Raw genomic sequence first — 13,971 nt, forward strand, 5'->3', positions numbered from 1 at the left:
GTCTAGCTTTTACGCAATTCCGGACGCAAAACCGCTACACACTTTTGCTGGAATTGCTTTCGACGGTCAGCATGATCTTTCCGATATGATCGCCGTGCTCCATCATGCGGTGGCCGGCAGCGGCATCGGCAAAGGGCAGGACGGCGTGCACCACCGGAGCGATGCGCCCCTCCTCCAAAAGCGGCCAGACCTTTTGCAGCAGTTCGTCGCGGATCGCCTGTTTTTCCGCCGCGGTGCGCGGGCGCATGGCGGAGCCCATCAGGTGCAGGCGCTTTTGCAGGATGGGCGCGAGGCTGACCTTTTCGGCGAAGGTGCCGCCGAGGAAGGCGATGATCGACAGGCGGCCGTCGCGGGCGAGCGACTTCAGGTTCCGCTCGAAATAGGCGGCACCGATCATGTCGAGGATGACGTCGACACCGGCTTTGCCGGTCTCTTCCGCAATGACGGTGCAGAAATCCTCGCTGCGGTAGTTGATTGCGCGGGAGGCACCAAGGTCGAGGCAAGCCTCGCATTTCTCCGCCGTGCCGGCCGTCGTGAAGACGCGTGAGCCGAGGGCTGCGGCAAGCTGAATGGCCGTCGTGCCGATGCCGCTCGACCCGCCATGGATGAGCACGCTTTCGCCGGGCTTCAAGCCTGCCATCATGAAGAGGTTCGCCCAGACGGTGAAGAAGGTTTCCGGCAGCGCCGCCGCCTTCACCGCGTCATAGCCCTTGGGGAAGGGCAGCGCCTGGGTCGCCGGCACGGCGCAATAACGCGCGTATCCGCCGCCATTCGCCAGCGCGCAGACCTGGTCGCCGAGTTCGTAGCCGGTCACGTCGTCGCCGATCGCCACCACTTCGCCGGCGATCTCCAGGCCGAGGATGGGGCTTGCATCCGGCGGCGGCGGATAATCGCCCTTGCGCTGGAGCACGTCCGGCCGGTTGATGCCGGCGGCCGCGACCCGCACCAGGATTTCGCCGCTTCGAAGCTGCGGCGTGCGGCCCTCCATCATTACCAGATTGTCCGGGCCGCCATGTTCGGTAAGCCCGATATAGGACATGGATGATGGAATGGACATGGGCTTCTGCCTCCCCGGGCGCTTTGGCGACGCGCAATCTGTAACGCTGATTCTAGCCTAAAGCGCGAACCATTTGAATCGTTTCCGGCCTCGCCTGCGACATTTGCGATGGCGCGCCGGCCGCCCACTTTCAGCCGCAAACCGCTGAGATTCCGGCCGTTTCGGGACGCGCAGAATTAAATCTTGTTAATTTGAAAACGGATTTTTCCGGGCCTAGCTTCTGTTGCGAAGCCGGGGAGCGCCGGCGGCTCACCCCCCAAGGGCCGCGACGCGACGTCTCCCGGACGGCTTCTCAGTGCCCCGCCCGGGGCCACTATAGGACGACACAGATGCGTGTTCTTCTTTCCAATCTCGCCATCGTCACTGTTCTCACCACACCGGCTCTTGCCCTCGCCGCCCAGACGGCGACCGGTACGGTCAAGGATTACAACAAGGCGTCGATGTCTCTGACGCTCAGCGACGGCACCACCTACCAGCTTCCAAAGGGTTTCCACGATCCCGGGCTGAAGACGGGCGAGAAGGTGTCCGTCTCCTTCGACATGTCCGGCAAGAACCACGAAGCGAAGACCGTGAAGCTCATTCGCTGACGTGGCGGGAAGCGGGCTCCGAGGAGCCCGCTTCCAAGTTTTTTGTTTTGCCGCTTCGGCTGGAAATGCTCTAGTGCGCAGCCGAAAGCTGCGCTGCGGCGGATGTCGAGGACAGCACGAGCCCCCCGTCGCTGCCCTTGGCATCCGCCTTCAAGGCGGCGATCCGGCTGCTGATCAGCCCCGCCTCGCCGATCACCTCGCCCTCCGGCACGATGACCACGGCAGCCGAGCAGCGCATCAGCGGAAACGTCGTCTGGTTGCCGGCGCGATCATGCCCGCGGATCTGGCCGGCGAGCTGGTCTTCCGCCGCATAGAGCAGGCGCACCTCGCGGCTGAAATCGACCAAAAGCCGCTCCAGAATGACCTGCACAGCCTCCACCGGACGGCCGGAAATGCCCGCGAAGAAGTCGTCCCCGCCGACATGGCCGATGAAGACGTCGTCACCGATGAATTCGCGGCGCATCAGCGAGGCGAAGAGCGACAGCGCGAGATCACCCTTCTGGAAGCCGTAGTGATCGTTGAACGGCTTGAAATTATCGAAATCGAAGTAACATAGGCAGCGCAGCTGGTCGCCGTCGAGCGCCTTGTCCTGAAGGTAGTCGCGGATCGAGCGGTTGCCGGGAAGACCCGTCAGCGGGTTCTGGTCCTCCGCCGTCTTCAGGCGCTTCTCGTTGATGATTTTCAAGAGCGAGGAAGCGGACAGGATGCCGGCATAGCGCAGGTTTTCCGTCAGGATCACGCATTCATTGCCGCCCATGCCGGTGAAGACGTCGAGCAATTGTTCGGCGGGCGTATCGAGATCGGCGATCGGCGCGGTGGTGACGAAATGCGACAGGCTCTTCTGGTAGAGCTTGTTCTTCAGCAGGTCGCGGCCGAACGGGTGATAGCTCAGCTCCTTCACATGATATTCGTGCAGGATGCCGCGCGGCTCGTCATTGGCGTTCAGCACCGGGAAGAAGGTGCGCTTGGGGTCACGGCGGAAGAATTCGAAGACCGATTCCAGGCTCTCGTTTTCGCGCAGCACCGCCACCTGCTCGATCTCGCGGCGAATGAGGATGCTGTCCAGCGTGCGCGACGAACGGCGCGTGCCGCCGGCCCGCGTCACCTGGGCATAGACCGGGCTGAGCATGGAAAAATCGGTGACCGGGCGGGAGACGAACCAGCCCTGCACGAGATCGCAGCCGGCCTCGCGGGCGGCGACGAACTCCGCCTCCGTCTCCACCCCTTCGGCGATGACGCGGATGCCGAGCACATGGGCGGCGTTGACGGTGTTGCGCACCAGATGGCGCTTGCGCGCATCGTTCTCCATGCCGGAAATGAAATGGCGGTCGATCTTGAGATAGTCGACCTGGTGGTCGCAGAGCAGCTTCAGCCCGTTATGCCCGACGCCGAAATCGTCGATGGCGAGCTTGAAGCCGGCAAGCCGGAGCTTGCGCACGAGGATGGCGAAATCCGGCAATGTATCGTTGTCGAAGCGCTCGGAAATCTCGAAGCAGATCGAGGAGGCCGGAATGCCGGCGCGGAAGAGATGGCCGGCCAGCCGCTCGACGAGGTCCGCCCCTTCCGCCACCAGGCGGGAATCGAGATTGATGAAGAGCGTGCGCGAGCGGAAATCCGGCAGGGCGGCGAAGGCCGCGATCGCGCGGCTGTTGGCCATGTGCTCCAGCGCCAGGAGCTGGCCCGCCTCGTGCGCGCGGTCGATCAGGTCGAGCGGCGAGTTGAAGCCGAGCCGATCGAAGCCGCGCATCAGCGATTCATAGCCGAACACCGCGCCGGTGCCGGCCTCGACGATGGGCTGGAAGGCCGTTTCGATCACCAGCTTGGCGAGGGTGACGATCTCGCCATCCCCGAAACGGCGTAGGGCGAGCAATTCGGCGGCGGACATGGGCGGCTCCGAGGCGTGAACTTATGCCACGAAGTGTTCTTCGGGATCGCTGAAGAATCCGTTTCCGTAATGTGACAGTTCGATGAAAGTTCAATGACTACAAGGAGTTGAAAAAGGAGCGACTCATATAGGCAAAGCCAGCAGCAAGGCCCCGCCGCCGATCATGACCACAGCCAGCCAATGGGCCGGCGAAAGCTGCTCGCCGAGGAACAGAACGGCGAAGACGGCGACCAGAACGACGCTCAGCTTGTCGACGGGCGCCACCTGCGCGGCCTTGCCGATCTGCAGCGCGCGAAAATAGCAGAGCCACGAGGCGCCGGTCGCCAGGCCCGAGAGAATGAGGAAGATCCAGCTCCTTGCCGGCACCGTGCCGGGCGCCTGCCAGTTGCCCATGAGCGTCAGCATGAGGGCGAGCGCCAGCAGGATGACCACGGTGCGCACGAAGGTCGCGAAGTCGGAATTGACCTCGGCAATGCCGATCTTGGCGAAGATCGCCGTCAGCGCCGCGAAGACCGCCGAGCCCAGCGCCCAGACCTGCCAGGATGTGAGAAGCGCCTTCACATTGCACCTCCTGCGAGCATATAGCGTGACAAAGCAAGCCCCGCCGCCACGGCGAGCAGCGAAAAAATCACCGAGGCGCCGACATAAAGCGCGGCCAGCCCCACCTCGCCGCGCTCCCAGAGCAGCGCCGCATCGAGCGAGAAGGCCGAAAAGGTGGTGAAGCCGCCGAGAATGCCCGTCGTCAGGAACAGCCGCAGCTCCTGCGGCAGGTGGCCGCGAAAGGCGAAGGCCCCGGCAATCAGCCCCATAACCAGGCAGCCAAGCACATTGATGATGAGCGTGCCCGCCGGAAAGCCCGTGCCGAACAGGCGCGCCGACAGCACGTTCACCCCGTGGCGCCCGGCACCGCCGATGCCGGCGCCGAGAAAGACGATCAGATAGTTCATGTCCGTTGCCCTCATGGTTTAGCTACTCGAAAGCCGGACAACAAAAAACCGCCCACGGGCGGTCGCCAAACACGCGCCCGCCTTCGACGGCCATTGCTGGCCGGTTCTGGCAGGCGCTATCAGCCGGTAAACGGCGGTTGTCGGGGAGCACCATCCCCATCCCACGGTGAAATTTTTAGCGCGCCGGCGTGGCTGCTGTCAAACGGCGTTGATAGTGCCGACAGCGCCAAAAATTTTTATTGATTGATCACTCAATTAAAAATACGCTTGACGAAAATCAGGGGAACCATATGCCGAAGGTTGGAATGGAGCCGGTGCGCCGCAAGGCGCTGGTGGACGCGACGCTGAGGGCGGTCGGCGACCACGGTTCGCTGACCGTCACCATGTCGGAGATCGCCCGCCATGCCGGCGTGTCGGCCGCACTCGCCCATCACTATTTCGGCTCCAAGGAACAGCTCGTCATCGAGACGATCCGCAGCCTGCTGCGGCAGCTCCGCGCCGATGCCGTGGCGGCGCTGAAGGCCGCGGCGACGCCGCGGGAACGATTGTCGGCGGTGATCCGCGTCAATTTCCAGGCGCACCAGTTCGCACCCGAGACCGTCGCCGCCTGGCTCGCCTTCTATTCGGAGGCGCAGCGCTCGGAAGAGGTGCGCCGCCTGCTCGTCGTCTATGCGCGGCGGCTGAACTCCAACCTGCTGGCGAGCCTCAAGCAGCTCTGCCCCGCCGCCACCGCCTCGGACATTGCCGATGGGGCGGCGGCGATGATCGACGGGCTGTATCTGCGGCAGGGGCTGAAATCCGCGCCGGTCAGCATCGAGTCTTCGATTGCGCTGACGGAGGGGTATGTGAATGCGCAGCTGGCCGCAGCCGGCGCTGTCGCAGGGTCACCCCCACCCGCCGCTTCGCGGCGACCTCCCCCCTCAAGGGGGAGGTAAAGTCTGCCAAACGCCACGCCTTGCATTCTTTCGAAGGACCCATCCGTGACCGCCAGCAAGCCGAATATCCTGATCATCATGGTTGACCAGCTCAACGGGAAGCTTTTCCCGGATGGCCCGGCGGACTGGCTGCATGCGCCGCATATGAAGGCGCTGGCTGCGCGTTCGGCGCGCTTTCGCAACAACTACACGTCCTCGCCGCTCTGCGCCCCTGCCCGCGCCTCCTTCATGGCCGGGCAATTGCCGAGCCGCACGCGGGTCTATGACAATGCGGCGGAATACGTCTCCTCGATTCCGACCTTCGCCCATCACCTCCGCCGCGCCGGCTATTACACGGCGCTGTCGGGCAAGATGCATTTCGTCGGGCCGGACCAGCTGCACGGCTTCGAGGAGCGGTTGACGACGGACATCTATCCCGCCGATTTCGGCTGGACGCCGGATTACCGCAAACCCGGCGAGCGCATCGACTGGTGGTATCACAATATGGGTTCGGTGACGGGCGCGGGTGTGGCCGAGATCACCAACCAGATGGAATATGACGACGAGGTCGCCTTCCTCGCCAACCAGAAGCTCTACCAGCTTTCGCGCGACAATGACGACATCTACCGCCGGCCCTGGTGCGTCACCGTCTCCTTCACCCATCCGCACGATCCCTATGTGGCGCGCAAGAAGTTCTGGGACCTCTATGAGGACTGCGAGCACCTGATGCCGGAGGTCGGCATGCTGGAGGAGCAGGACCCGCATTCCGCGCGCATCCTGCATTCCTGCGACTATGCCGCCTTCGCCATCAGCGGCGAGAACGTGCGCCGCTCGCGCCAGGCCTATTTCGCCAACATCTCCTATCTCGACGAGAAGGTCGGCGAGCTGGTCGACACGCTGACGCGCACGCGCATGCTGGACAACACGCTGATCCTGTTCTGCTCCGACCATGGCGACATGCTGGGCGAGCGCGGCCTGTGGTTCAAGATGAACTTCTTCGAGGGCTCGGCCCGCGTGCCGCTGATGATCGCCGGCCCCGGCGTCACCCCCGGCCTGCACCTCGCCCCCTCCTCCAATCTAGACGTGACGCCGACGCTTGCCGACCTCGCCGGCATTTCGATGGACGAGATCATGCCGTGGACGGACGGCGAAAGCCTGGTGCCCGTCATCAACGGCGCGGAGCGGACGTCGCCCGTGCTGATGGAATATGCGGCGGAAGCCTCCTATGCGCCGATCGTCGGCATCCGCGAGGGCAAGTGGAAATACATCCACTGCGAACTCGACCCGGAACAGCTCTATGACCTCGACGCCGATCCGCTGGAGCTGACCAATCTCGCGACCTCAGAAAATCCAGTCATCAAGACGACGCTGGAGGCCTTTAGACAGATGCGCGAGGCGCGCTGGGACATGGCGGCGTTCGATGCGAGCGTGCGCGAAAGCCAGGCGCGGCGCTGGGTGGTCTATGAGGCGCTGCGCAACGGTGCCTATTATCCCTGGGACCACCAGCCGCTGCAAAAGGCATCCGAACGCTACATGCGCAACCACATGAACCTCGACAATCTCGAGGAATCCAAACGCTACCCGCGGGGAGAATAAGATGAGAGCCCAACCGAAAGCCTCGCATTTCATCGATGGCGAGTATGTGGAAGACGCCGCCGGTACGCCCTTCGAGAGCCTTTACCCCGCCACCGGCGAGGTCATCGCGAAGCTGCACGCCGCGACGCCTGCGATCGTCGAGAAGGCGATCGCGTCGGCCAAGCGCGCCCAGAAGGAATGGGCCGCGCTGAGCCCGACCGCGCGCGGCCGCGTGCTGAAGCGCGCCGCCGACATCATGCGCGAGCGTAACCGCGAGCTTTCGGAACTCGAAACGCTCGATACCGGCAAGCCGATCCAGGAAACCATCGTCGCCGACCCGACCTCGGGCGCCGATGCCTTCGAATTCTTCGGCGGCATCGCGGCGGCCGGCCTCAACGGCGACTATATCCCGCTCGGCCAGGACTTCGCCTTCACCAAGCGCGTGCCGCTCGGCGTCTGCGTCGGCATCGGCGCGTGGAACTATCCGCAGCAGATCGCCTGCTGGAAGGGGGCGCCAGCCCTCATCTGCGGCAATGCTATGGTGTTCAAGCCGTCGGAAAACACGCCGCTCGGCGCGCTGAAGATCGCCGAGATCCTTGTCGAGGCCGGGCTGCCGAAGGGGCTCTACAACGTCATCCAGGGGGACCGGACGACCGGGCCGCTGCTGGTCAACCATCCGGATGTCGCCAAGGTCTCGCTGACCGGCTCCGTGCCGACGGGCAAGAAGGTGGCGGGGGCTGCGGCCTCCGACCTCAAGCATGTGACCATGGAACTCGGCGGCAAGTCGCCGCTCATCGTCTTCGACGACGCCGATCTCGAAAGCGCCATCGGCGGTGCGATGCTCGGCAATTTCTACTCGACCGGCCAGGTCTGCTCGAACGGCACCCGCGTCTTCGTCCAGAAGGGCATCAAGCAGAAATTCCTGTCGCGCCTCAAGGAGCGCACGGAAAAGATCCTGATCGGCGACCCGATGGAAGAGGCGACACAGCTCGGGCCTATGGTCTCCAAGACCCAGCGCGACAAGGTTCTCGACTATATCGAGAAGGGCAAGGCGGAAGGCGCGACGCTTCTTACCGGCGGCGGCATCCCGAACGACGTCTCGGGTGACGGCTACTACATCCAGCCGACCGTCTTTTCCGACGTGACGGACGAGATGACCGTCGCGCGTGAAGAGATCTTCGGTCCCGTCATGTGCGTGCTCGATTTCGACCATGAAGACGAGGTGATCGCCCGCGGCAACGCCACGGAATTCGGCCTCTCCGGCGGCGTCTTCACATCGGACATCACCCGCGCCCACCGCGTCGTCGACCAGCTCGAAGCCGGCACGCTGTGGATCAACACCTACAACCTCGCCCCCGTGGAAATCCCCTTCGGCGGCTCCAAGCAATCCGGCTTCGGCCGCGAGAATTCGCTTGCCGCGCTGGAGCACTATTCGGAGCTGAAGACGGTTTATGTCTCGATGGGCAAGGTCGAGGCGCCGTATTGAGGCGTTGCCGAGCAGATGGCTGATGAAAGACTAGCTGGGGCAGCGATGCATATGACAGGCAAAGTCAGTGGTGAACCCGGTTTCGAGCCATCTGCCGGCCTGCTATTCGCGGCGCTTCCAGGTGAAGAAGACGTATGCCATGGCGAAAGAAACGTACAGAAGTCGGCAAACACCGTGGAGCATGACAAGGCAGAGCACGAGAATCCACAAGACAAACAGGACCGGCGAGATGTTCAGCGCCAACAAAGCGATCAGCACGCAGACCAGTATTTTAGCCCCAGCTCCAAGGTCTTGGCGCAAACTCCACGAAGCGTGGCGCCGAATGTCGCTCCATATGGCGCTTTTGCGGCGCGGCGCACTTTTCTTGCGCACAGCTTCGACTTCCAGGCGAGCACGTTCAAGCATGCTCAACCTCAGCAGCAGCTTATCCTGGAAACCTTCGCGGATCATTCTGCACGCGCAGCCTTGAGTGTGAACGACAATACATAGGTCGCATCGCTCTCTCGAATTTTCAACCGAGGCGTGCCATCCGGCATTAAAAACCTAAACCATGCCTAACAGAACTTAAGCGGGCCAACACCATGCAGAACGCAGACTACATCATCGTCGGCTCCGGCTCAGCCGGCTCCGCGCTCGCTTACCGGCTTTCCGAAGATGGCAAGCATACGGTCATGGTGCTGGAATATGGCGGGTCGGATATCGGGCCGTTCATCCAGATGCCGGCGGCGCTTGCTTGGCCGATGAGCATGAAGCGGTACAACTGGGGCTATCTTTCCGAGCCCGAGCCGAACCTCAACAACCGGCGCATCACCGCGCCACGCGGGAAGGTGATCGGCGGGTCGTCGTCGATCAACGGGTTGGTCTATGTGCGGGGCCATGCGGAGGACTTCAACCGCTGGGAAGAGCTTGGCGCGCGGGGCTGGGCCTATGCGGACGTGCTGCCCTACTACAAGCGCATGGAGACCTCGCATGGCGGGGAAACGGGCTGGCGGGGCACGGACGGGCCGCTGCATGTGCAGCGCGGCCCTGTGACCAATCCGCTCTTCCACGCCTTCATCCAGGCGGGCAAGCAGGCGGGGTTCGAGCTCACCGAGGACTATAACGGCTCCAAGCAGGAAGGGTTCGGCCTGATGGAGCAGACGATCCACAATGGCCGGCGCTGGTCGGCGGCCAATGCCTATCTGCGCCCCGCCATGAAGCGGCCGAACGTTTCGCTGGTCCATTGCTTCGCGCGAAAGATCGTCATTGAAAACGGGCGGGCGACCGGCGTCGAGATCGAGCGCAACGGCAAGATCGAGGTGGTGAAGGCGAACCGCGAGGTGATCCTCTCGGCCTCCTCCTTCAATTCGCCGAAGCTCCTGATGCTGTCCGGCATCGGGCCGGCCGCGCATCTGAAGGACATGGGCATCGAGGTGAAGGCCGACCGGCCGGGCGTCGGCGCCAATCTGCAGGACCATATGGAATTCTATTTCCAGCAGGTCTCGACGAAGCCGGTCTCGCTCTATTCCTGGCTGCCGTGGTTCTGGCAGGGGGTGGCGGGCGCGCAATGGCTCTTGTCCAAGGGCGGGCTCGGCGCTTCCAACCAGTTCGAGGCCTGCGCCTTCCTGCGCTCAGCACCTGGGCTGAAGCAGCCGGACATCCAGTATCATTTCCTGCCGGTCGCGATTTCCTATGATGGCAAGGCGGCGGCGAAGAGCCATGGCTTCCAGGCGCATGTCGGCTTCAACCTGTCGAAGTCGCGCGGCAGCGTGACGCTGCGGTCCGGCGATGCGATGGCCGATCCGGTGATCCGCTTCAACTATATGAGCCATGCGGAAGACTGGGAGAAATTCCGGCACTGCGTACGGCTGACGCGCGCGATCTTCGGCCAGAAGGCCTTCGACGAATTCCGCGGGCCGGAAATCCAGCCGGGCGCCGGCGTCGAGACGGACGAGCAGATCGACGCCTTCCTGCGCGAGCATCTGGAAAGCGCCTACCATCCCTGCGGCACCTGCCGCATGGGCGCGGCGAGCGACCCGATGGCGGTGGTTGATCCGGAAACCCGGGTGATCGGCATCGATGGGCTGCGGGTCGCCGACAGCTCGATCTTCCCGCATGTCACCTATGGCAACCTCAATGCGCCGTCGATCATGACCGGCGAGAAGGCGGCCGACCACATCCTTGGCAGGCAACCGCTGGCGCGCTCCAACCAGGAGCCGTGGACCAACCCGCGCGCCGCCGTGAGCGACCGGTAAAAACTTGGGAACCAGAACGGTTCCAAGGGGTTAAGGCGGGCAACCGTTCCAAGGGGAGCCCATGACCGTCTACCAAAAGGTTTCGCGCATCGACATCAGCAAGGAGACCGATCTCGTCGTCACCTTGATCCACGGCATCACCGGCCCCTGCGCCTTCATCACCGATCCGGCGCAGGCGCAGGACACGATTCCGCTTCCCGCCGAGGAAGCGCTGACCGACGCCCGGCGGCTGATAGCCGGCGACGTCAACCCGCGCAATCTCGTCGTCGTCGACGAGGAGGACCTGTGGGACGAGCGCTGGGGCAGGCTCGTGCCGCATCCCGATCGCGGCGTTAGATAAAGCCGATCCAGCGTCCCGCCAGGACGGCGCCAATCCAGATCATGAGCGAAAACGCTGCCTGCACGCGCAAGGCGGGCGTGGCGCTGTCCGTGGATATCGCCATGCGCCACCCGCTGCGCAGATGCAGGACGAGGGCATTGGCGATGCCGAGGGCGACGAGCCCGACCTTTGCCAGGAAGGCCGGGTTTTGCGCATATTCCTGCGGCCGGACGGAGAAAAGACAGAGGCCGGTCACGATCGCGAAGACGATGCCCGTTGCCGCGGTGCGTGACAGGAGCGGGCCGATGGCGGCGATGGAGGCCGCGCGGACCACGCCGATCAGCCGCAGGTCGAGCGGCAGGATCGCCCCGACGATGAGGCCGATCGACAGGATGTGGGTGGCGTTGACGACGAGATAGAGCGTGCCGGACGCCTTCAGCGCTGCGGCGACCGGCGTCGTCGAGAGCCAAGCGAGCGCCTCCATGCGGGCCGCCCGTCAGTTCGTCTCGATGCGCTCGGGATAGATATCGAAGACCTTGCCAGCGACAGTGATGCGCACCGCCTTCATGCGCTTCTCGCTCTGGTCGAGCGAGCGGTTACCCAGCACGACGATCTCGTCGCCGGGTTTCGCAGAGCCTTCCACGAAGCCGGAGCGCTCCGTCTGGCGCGGATTGCCGAGTTCCACTTTCCACACGCCGTCCGAGGCCGTCTCGACCTCAAGTGCTGGATGCGGCGGCGCGATCATGACGGTGCGGATGGTGCCGGTGAGTTCGGTCTGCTTCTCCTCGGCCCAGGTCCAGCCATGGTGGGCAAAGGCGGCGAAGGCGGTCATCGTCACAGCGGCGGCGAAGGTGACGATCCGGATGGTTTCGGTTTGCACGGCGTTGTCCTCCGAGGGTCAGCCCCGAAGGCAGGATACACCAAGCCGCCGGCGAGGCCGTTCAAGGATAGTTGAACGGGTCGCCCAAACGAAAAGGCCGGGCAAACGCCCGGCCTTTCCTCACCTCTTCCGACCGGAGGCTCAGAAGAAGAAGAAATCGTTGGCGTGCAGGTCGGTCTTGTCGACGCCGGCCAGTTTGATCGTGTTGTTGCCGTAATCGATGACGACACCGCTGGACGAGTCGTCGGCATGCGCCAGAACGTCCTTGAAGCTGGAGAGCACGGACTTGTCGAGGCGGATCACGTCGCCCTTGGCGCTGCCGGCCGAGAAGTCGGTGATGGTGTCGTTGCCCTGGGCCTTCTTGAAGATGAAGGTGTCGTTGCCCGCGCCGCCGGAAAGACGATCATTGCCGGCGCCGCCGTCGAGCGTGTCGTTGCCCGCGCCACCGGTAAGCTTGTCGTTGCCGGCGTCGCCGTACAGCTTGTCATTGCCGGCACCACCGGAAATCGCATCGTTGCCCGCGCCGCCCTTCAACGTGTCGTTGCCGCCGTTGCCGGAGATCTTGTCGGCCTTGCCGAAGCCGGTGAACGTGTCGCTGCCATTGCTGCCGCGATAGTCGATGGCATTGGCCTTGAGGATCTTTTCAAGGCTGGTCGTCGCGCCGCCATCGGTGTTCTTGCCGCCCATGATGTCGGCGAGGATCTGGCCACCCACCGTCTTGTCGGTGACGTTGAGACCGGTGATCTCGATATCGGAAACCGCCTTGAAGCGCGAGCCCGACAGGTCGATGGAATTGCCGAAGGTGATGGCGCTCAGCGAGCCGGTGACCTTGTGGGTCATCAGGTCGTAGTCCCACTTCGTCTTGCCGGCCGTCAGGAAGGCGCCGAAGTCCTTGGCATTGGTGGTGGCATATTGCGTGCCGCTCATCGCCATCGGGTCGGCGCTGTTGAAGGAGCCGTAGCCATCGCGAAGATAGGTCCTGTTGAAGCTGGCGAGATAGGCGGCGAAATTGATGCCCTTGCCGTCGCTGTTTGCATCCTTGACCGTGATCTTGATCGCCATTTCGCTGTCCTTCCCGAAGAGCCGCACAGGCCCCATTAATAACATGACTGAGATAGTCAGCTATTAAATCTGATTTTTGCTGTCAAGTTTTTTGACGGCTTCTCTGCTACATGCATGCGTGCTGAAAGGCGGCAGGATTTCTGCGCTCGGCGTGAGTTGGAGAGATATTTGCTCCCGCGCCGACATTTCAGAAATCGGTTTTGCTGTCTTGAAGGGGGCAAGGCTGCGATAATCCCCTCAATTCTCGTAAAGGCATGGAATGGAATGACTGCTCTCACCGGAAACGGGACCGCGCAGGCCCTCAATGACAAACTCGCCGAACTCGACCTCGCCGGGCGCATCGCGCTCGTGGCGGAGTTGGGCGGCCGTGCCGTCTTCACCACCAGCCTCGGCATCGAAGACCAGGTCATCACCGCGGCGATCGGCATCGATCGCCTGCCCGTGGACGTGGTCACACTGGAGACCGGCCGGCTCTTCAAGGAGACCGTCGATCTGATCGACGAGACCGAGGAGCAATATGGCATCACCATCGCGCGCTATCGCCCGGTGCAGGACGATATCGACGCTTACGCCAGGCAATATGGCCTCAACGGCTTCTACGAAAGCGTCGAAGCCCGCCACGCCTGTTGTGGCGTGCGCAAGCTGAAGCCGCTTGCGCGCGCGCTCGAAGGGGCATCCTTCTGGATCACCGGCCTTCGCCGCGGCCAGTCCGGCAACCGTGCCGACACGCCGTTCGCGGAGTTCGATGCCGAGCGCAACCTCATCAAGATCAACCCGCTGGCCGACTGGGACATGACGCGCATCAACGCCTATGTCGCCGACAACGCCGTGCCGGTGAACCCGATGCACAAGCGCGGTTATCCGTCTATCGGCTGCGAGCCCTGTACGCGCGCCATCAAGCCGGGCGAGCCCGAGCGGGCCGGCCGCTGGTGGTGGGAAAACGACGAGAAGCGCGAATGCGGCCTGCACGTGCCGGAATCGGCGATCCCATCCCTCGAGTCGAGCGCCCTTTGACAATCCTTCGC

General features: G+C 63.5%; 15 protein-coding genes and 1 riboswitch. Of the genes, 8 read left to right on the forward strand and 7 right to left on the reverse strand.

The features are described 5' to 3' along the window. Positions 1-34: 34 nt before the first annotated feature. Positions 35-1,057 (reverse strand): NAD(P)H-quinone oxidoreductase, encoded by a 1,023-nt coding sequence (locus tag J2Y63_RS18285; RefSeq protein ID WP_435267253.1) that lies wholly within the window; start codon positions 1,055-1,057, stop codon positions 35-37. 329 nt (positions 1,058-1,386) lie between these two features. Between J2Y63_RS18285 and J2Y63_RS18290 the strand changes: the two genes are divergently transcribed. After that, positions 1,387-1,644, forward strand: coding sequence for a DUF1344 domain-containing protein (locus J2Y63_RS18290; protein WP_256118685.1), 258 nt, complete (start codon positions 1,387-1,389; stop codon positions 1,642-1,644). A 70-nt stretch (positions 1,645-1,714) separates the two neighbouring features. On the opposite strand, the gene J2Y63_RS18295 is transcribed toward J2Y63_RS18290, so the two are convergent. From J2Y63_RS18295 to crcB, 3 genes are all read right to left on the reverse strand, one after another. Then, positions 1,715-3,529 (reverse strand): EAL domain-containing protein, encoded by a 1,815-nt coding sequence (locus tag J2Y63_RS18295; RefSeq protein ID WP_435267254.1) that lies wholly within the window; start codon positions 3,527-3,529, stop codon positions 1,715-1,717. A gap of 123 nt (positions 3,530-3,652) precedes the next feature. Further along, positions 3,653-4,090 carry an EamA family transporter gene (locus J2Y63_RS18300; RefSeq protein ID WP_435267255.1) on the reverse strand — a complete coding sequence of 146 codons (438 nt, stop codon included), beginning with the start codon at positions 4,088-4,090 and terminating at the stop codon, positions 3,653-3,655. Then, positions 4,087-4,476 (reverse strand): fluoride efflux transporter CrcB, encoded by a 390-nt coding sequence (gene crcB, locus J2Y63_RS18305; RefSeq protein ID WP_435267256.1) that lies wholly within the window; start codon positions 4,474-4,476, stop codon positions 4,087-4,089. The genes J2Y63_RS18300 and crcB overlap by 4 nt, the downstream gene beginning before the upstream one ends. 103 nt (positions 4,477-4,579) lie before the next feature. Then, positions 4,580-4,643: riboswitch (Fluoride riboswitch) on the reverse strand. A gap of 123 nt (positions 4,644-4,766) precedes the next feature. Between crcB and betI the strand changes: the two genes are divergently transcribed. From betI to J2Y63_RS18335, 6 genes are all read left to right on the forward strand, one after another. Further along, complete coding sequence (gene betI / locus J2Y63_RS18310) at positions 4,767-5,411, forward strand: transcriptional regulator BetI (RefSeq protein ID WP_435267257.1); 645 nt, start codon at positions 4,767-4,769, stop codon at positions 5,409-5,411. Between the two features lie 45 nt (positions 5,412-5,456). After that, the gene (gene betC / locus J2Y63_RS18315) at positions 5,457-6,986 is read left to right on the forward strand and encodes a choline-sulfatase (protein WP_435267258.1); all 1,530 of its coding nucleotides are present in this window, start codon (positions 5,457-5,459) and stop codon (positions 6,984-6,986) included. A 1-nt stretch (position 6,987) separates the two neighbouring features. Further along, positions 6,988-8,451, forward strand: coding sequence for a betaine-aldehyde dehydrogenase (gene betB / locus J2Y63_RS18320; RefSeq protein ID WP_435267259.1), 1,464 nt, complete (start codon positions 6,988-6,990; stop codon positions 8,449-8,451). A gap of 15 nt (positions 8,452-8,466) precedes the next feature. Then, a complete protein-coding gene (locus J2Y63_RS18325) occupies positions 8,467-8,940 on the forward strand; it encodes a hypothetical protein (protein WP_435267260.1) in 474 nt (157 codons plus the stop codon). 92 nt (positions 8,941-9,032) lie between these two features. Further along, positions 9,033-10,685 (forward strand): choline dehydrogenase, encoded by a 1,653-nt coding sequence (gene betA / locus J2Y63_RS18330; protein ID WP_435267261.1) that lies wholly within the window; start codon positions 9,033-9,035, stop codon positions 10,683-10,685. A gap of 61 nt (positions 10,686-10,746) precedes the next feature. After that, on the forward strand, positions 10,747-11,025 hold the full coding sequence (locus J2Y63_RS18335) for a hypothetical protein (protein ID WP_435267262.1): 279 nt from the start codon (positions 10,747-10,749) through the stop codon (positions 11,023-11,025). On the opposite strand, the gene J2Y63_RS18340 is transcribed toward J2Y63_RS18335, so the two are convergent. From J2Y63_RS18340 to J2Y63_RS18350, 3 genes are all read right to left on the reverse strand, one after another. Further along, a complete protein-coding gene (locus J2Y63_RS18340) occupies positions 11,018-11,488 on the reverse strand; it encodes a DUF2214 domain-containing protein (RefSeq protein ID WP_435267263.1) in 471 nt (156 codons plus the stop codon). The genes J2Y63_RS18335 and J2Y63_RS18340 overlap by 8 nt on opposite strands. 12 nt (positions 11,489-11,500) lie before the next feature. Next, complete coding sequence (locus tag J2Y63_RS18345) at positions 11,501-11,836, reverse strand: DUF6152 family protein (RefSeq protein ID WP_435267493.1); 336 nt, start codon at positions 11,834-11,836, stop codon at positions 11,501-11,503. A 189-nt stretch (positions 11,837-12,025) separates the two neighbouring features. Continuing rightward, on the reverse strand, positions 12,026-12,946 hold the full coding sequence (locus J2Y63_RS18350; RefSeq protein WP_435267264.1) for a calcium-binding protein: 921 nt from the start codon (positions 12,944-12,946) through the stop codon (positions 12,026-12,028). A 264-nt stretch (positions 12,947-13,210) separates the two neighbouring features. Between J2Y63_RS18350 and J2Y63_RS18355 the strand changes: the two genes are divergently transcribed. After that, the gene (locus J2Y63_RS18355) at positions 13,211-13,960 is read left to right on the forward strand and encodes a phosphoadenylyl-sulfate reductase (RefSeq protein WP_435267265.1); all 750 of its coding nucleotides are present in this window, start codon (positions 13,211-13,213) and stop codon (positions 13,958-13,960) included. Positions 13,961-13,971 lie beyond the last annotated feature (11 nt).

The organism is Shinella sp. BE166, assembly GCF_051201095.1.
Taxonomy (GTDB): domain Bacteria; phylum Pseudomonadota; class Alphaproteobacteria; order Rhizobiales; family Rhizobiaceae; genus Shinella; species Shinella lacus.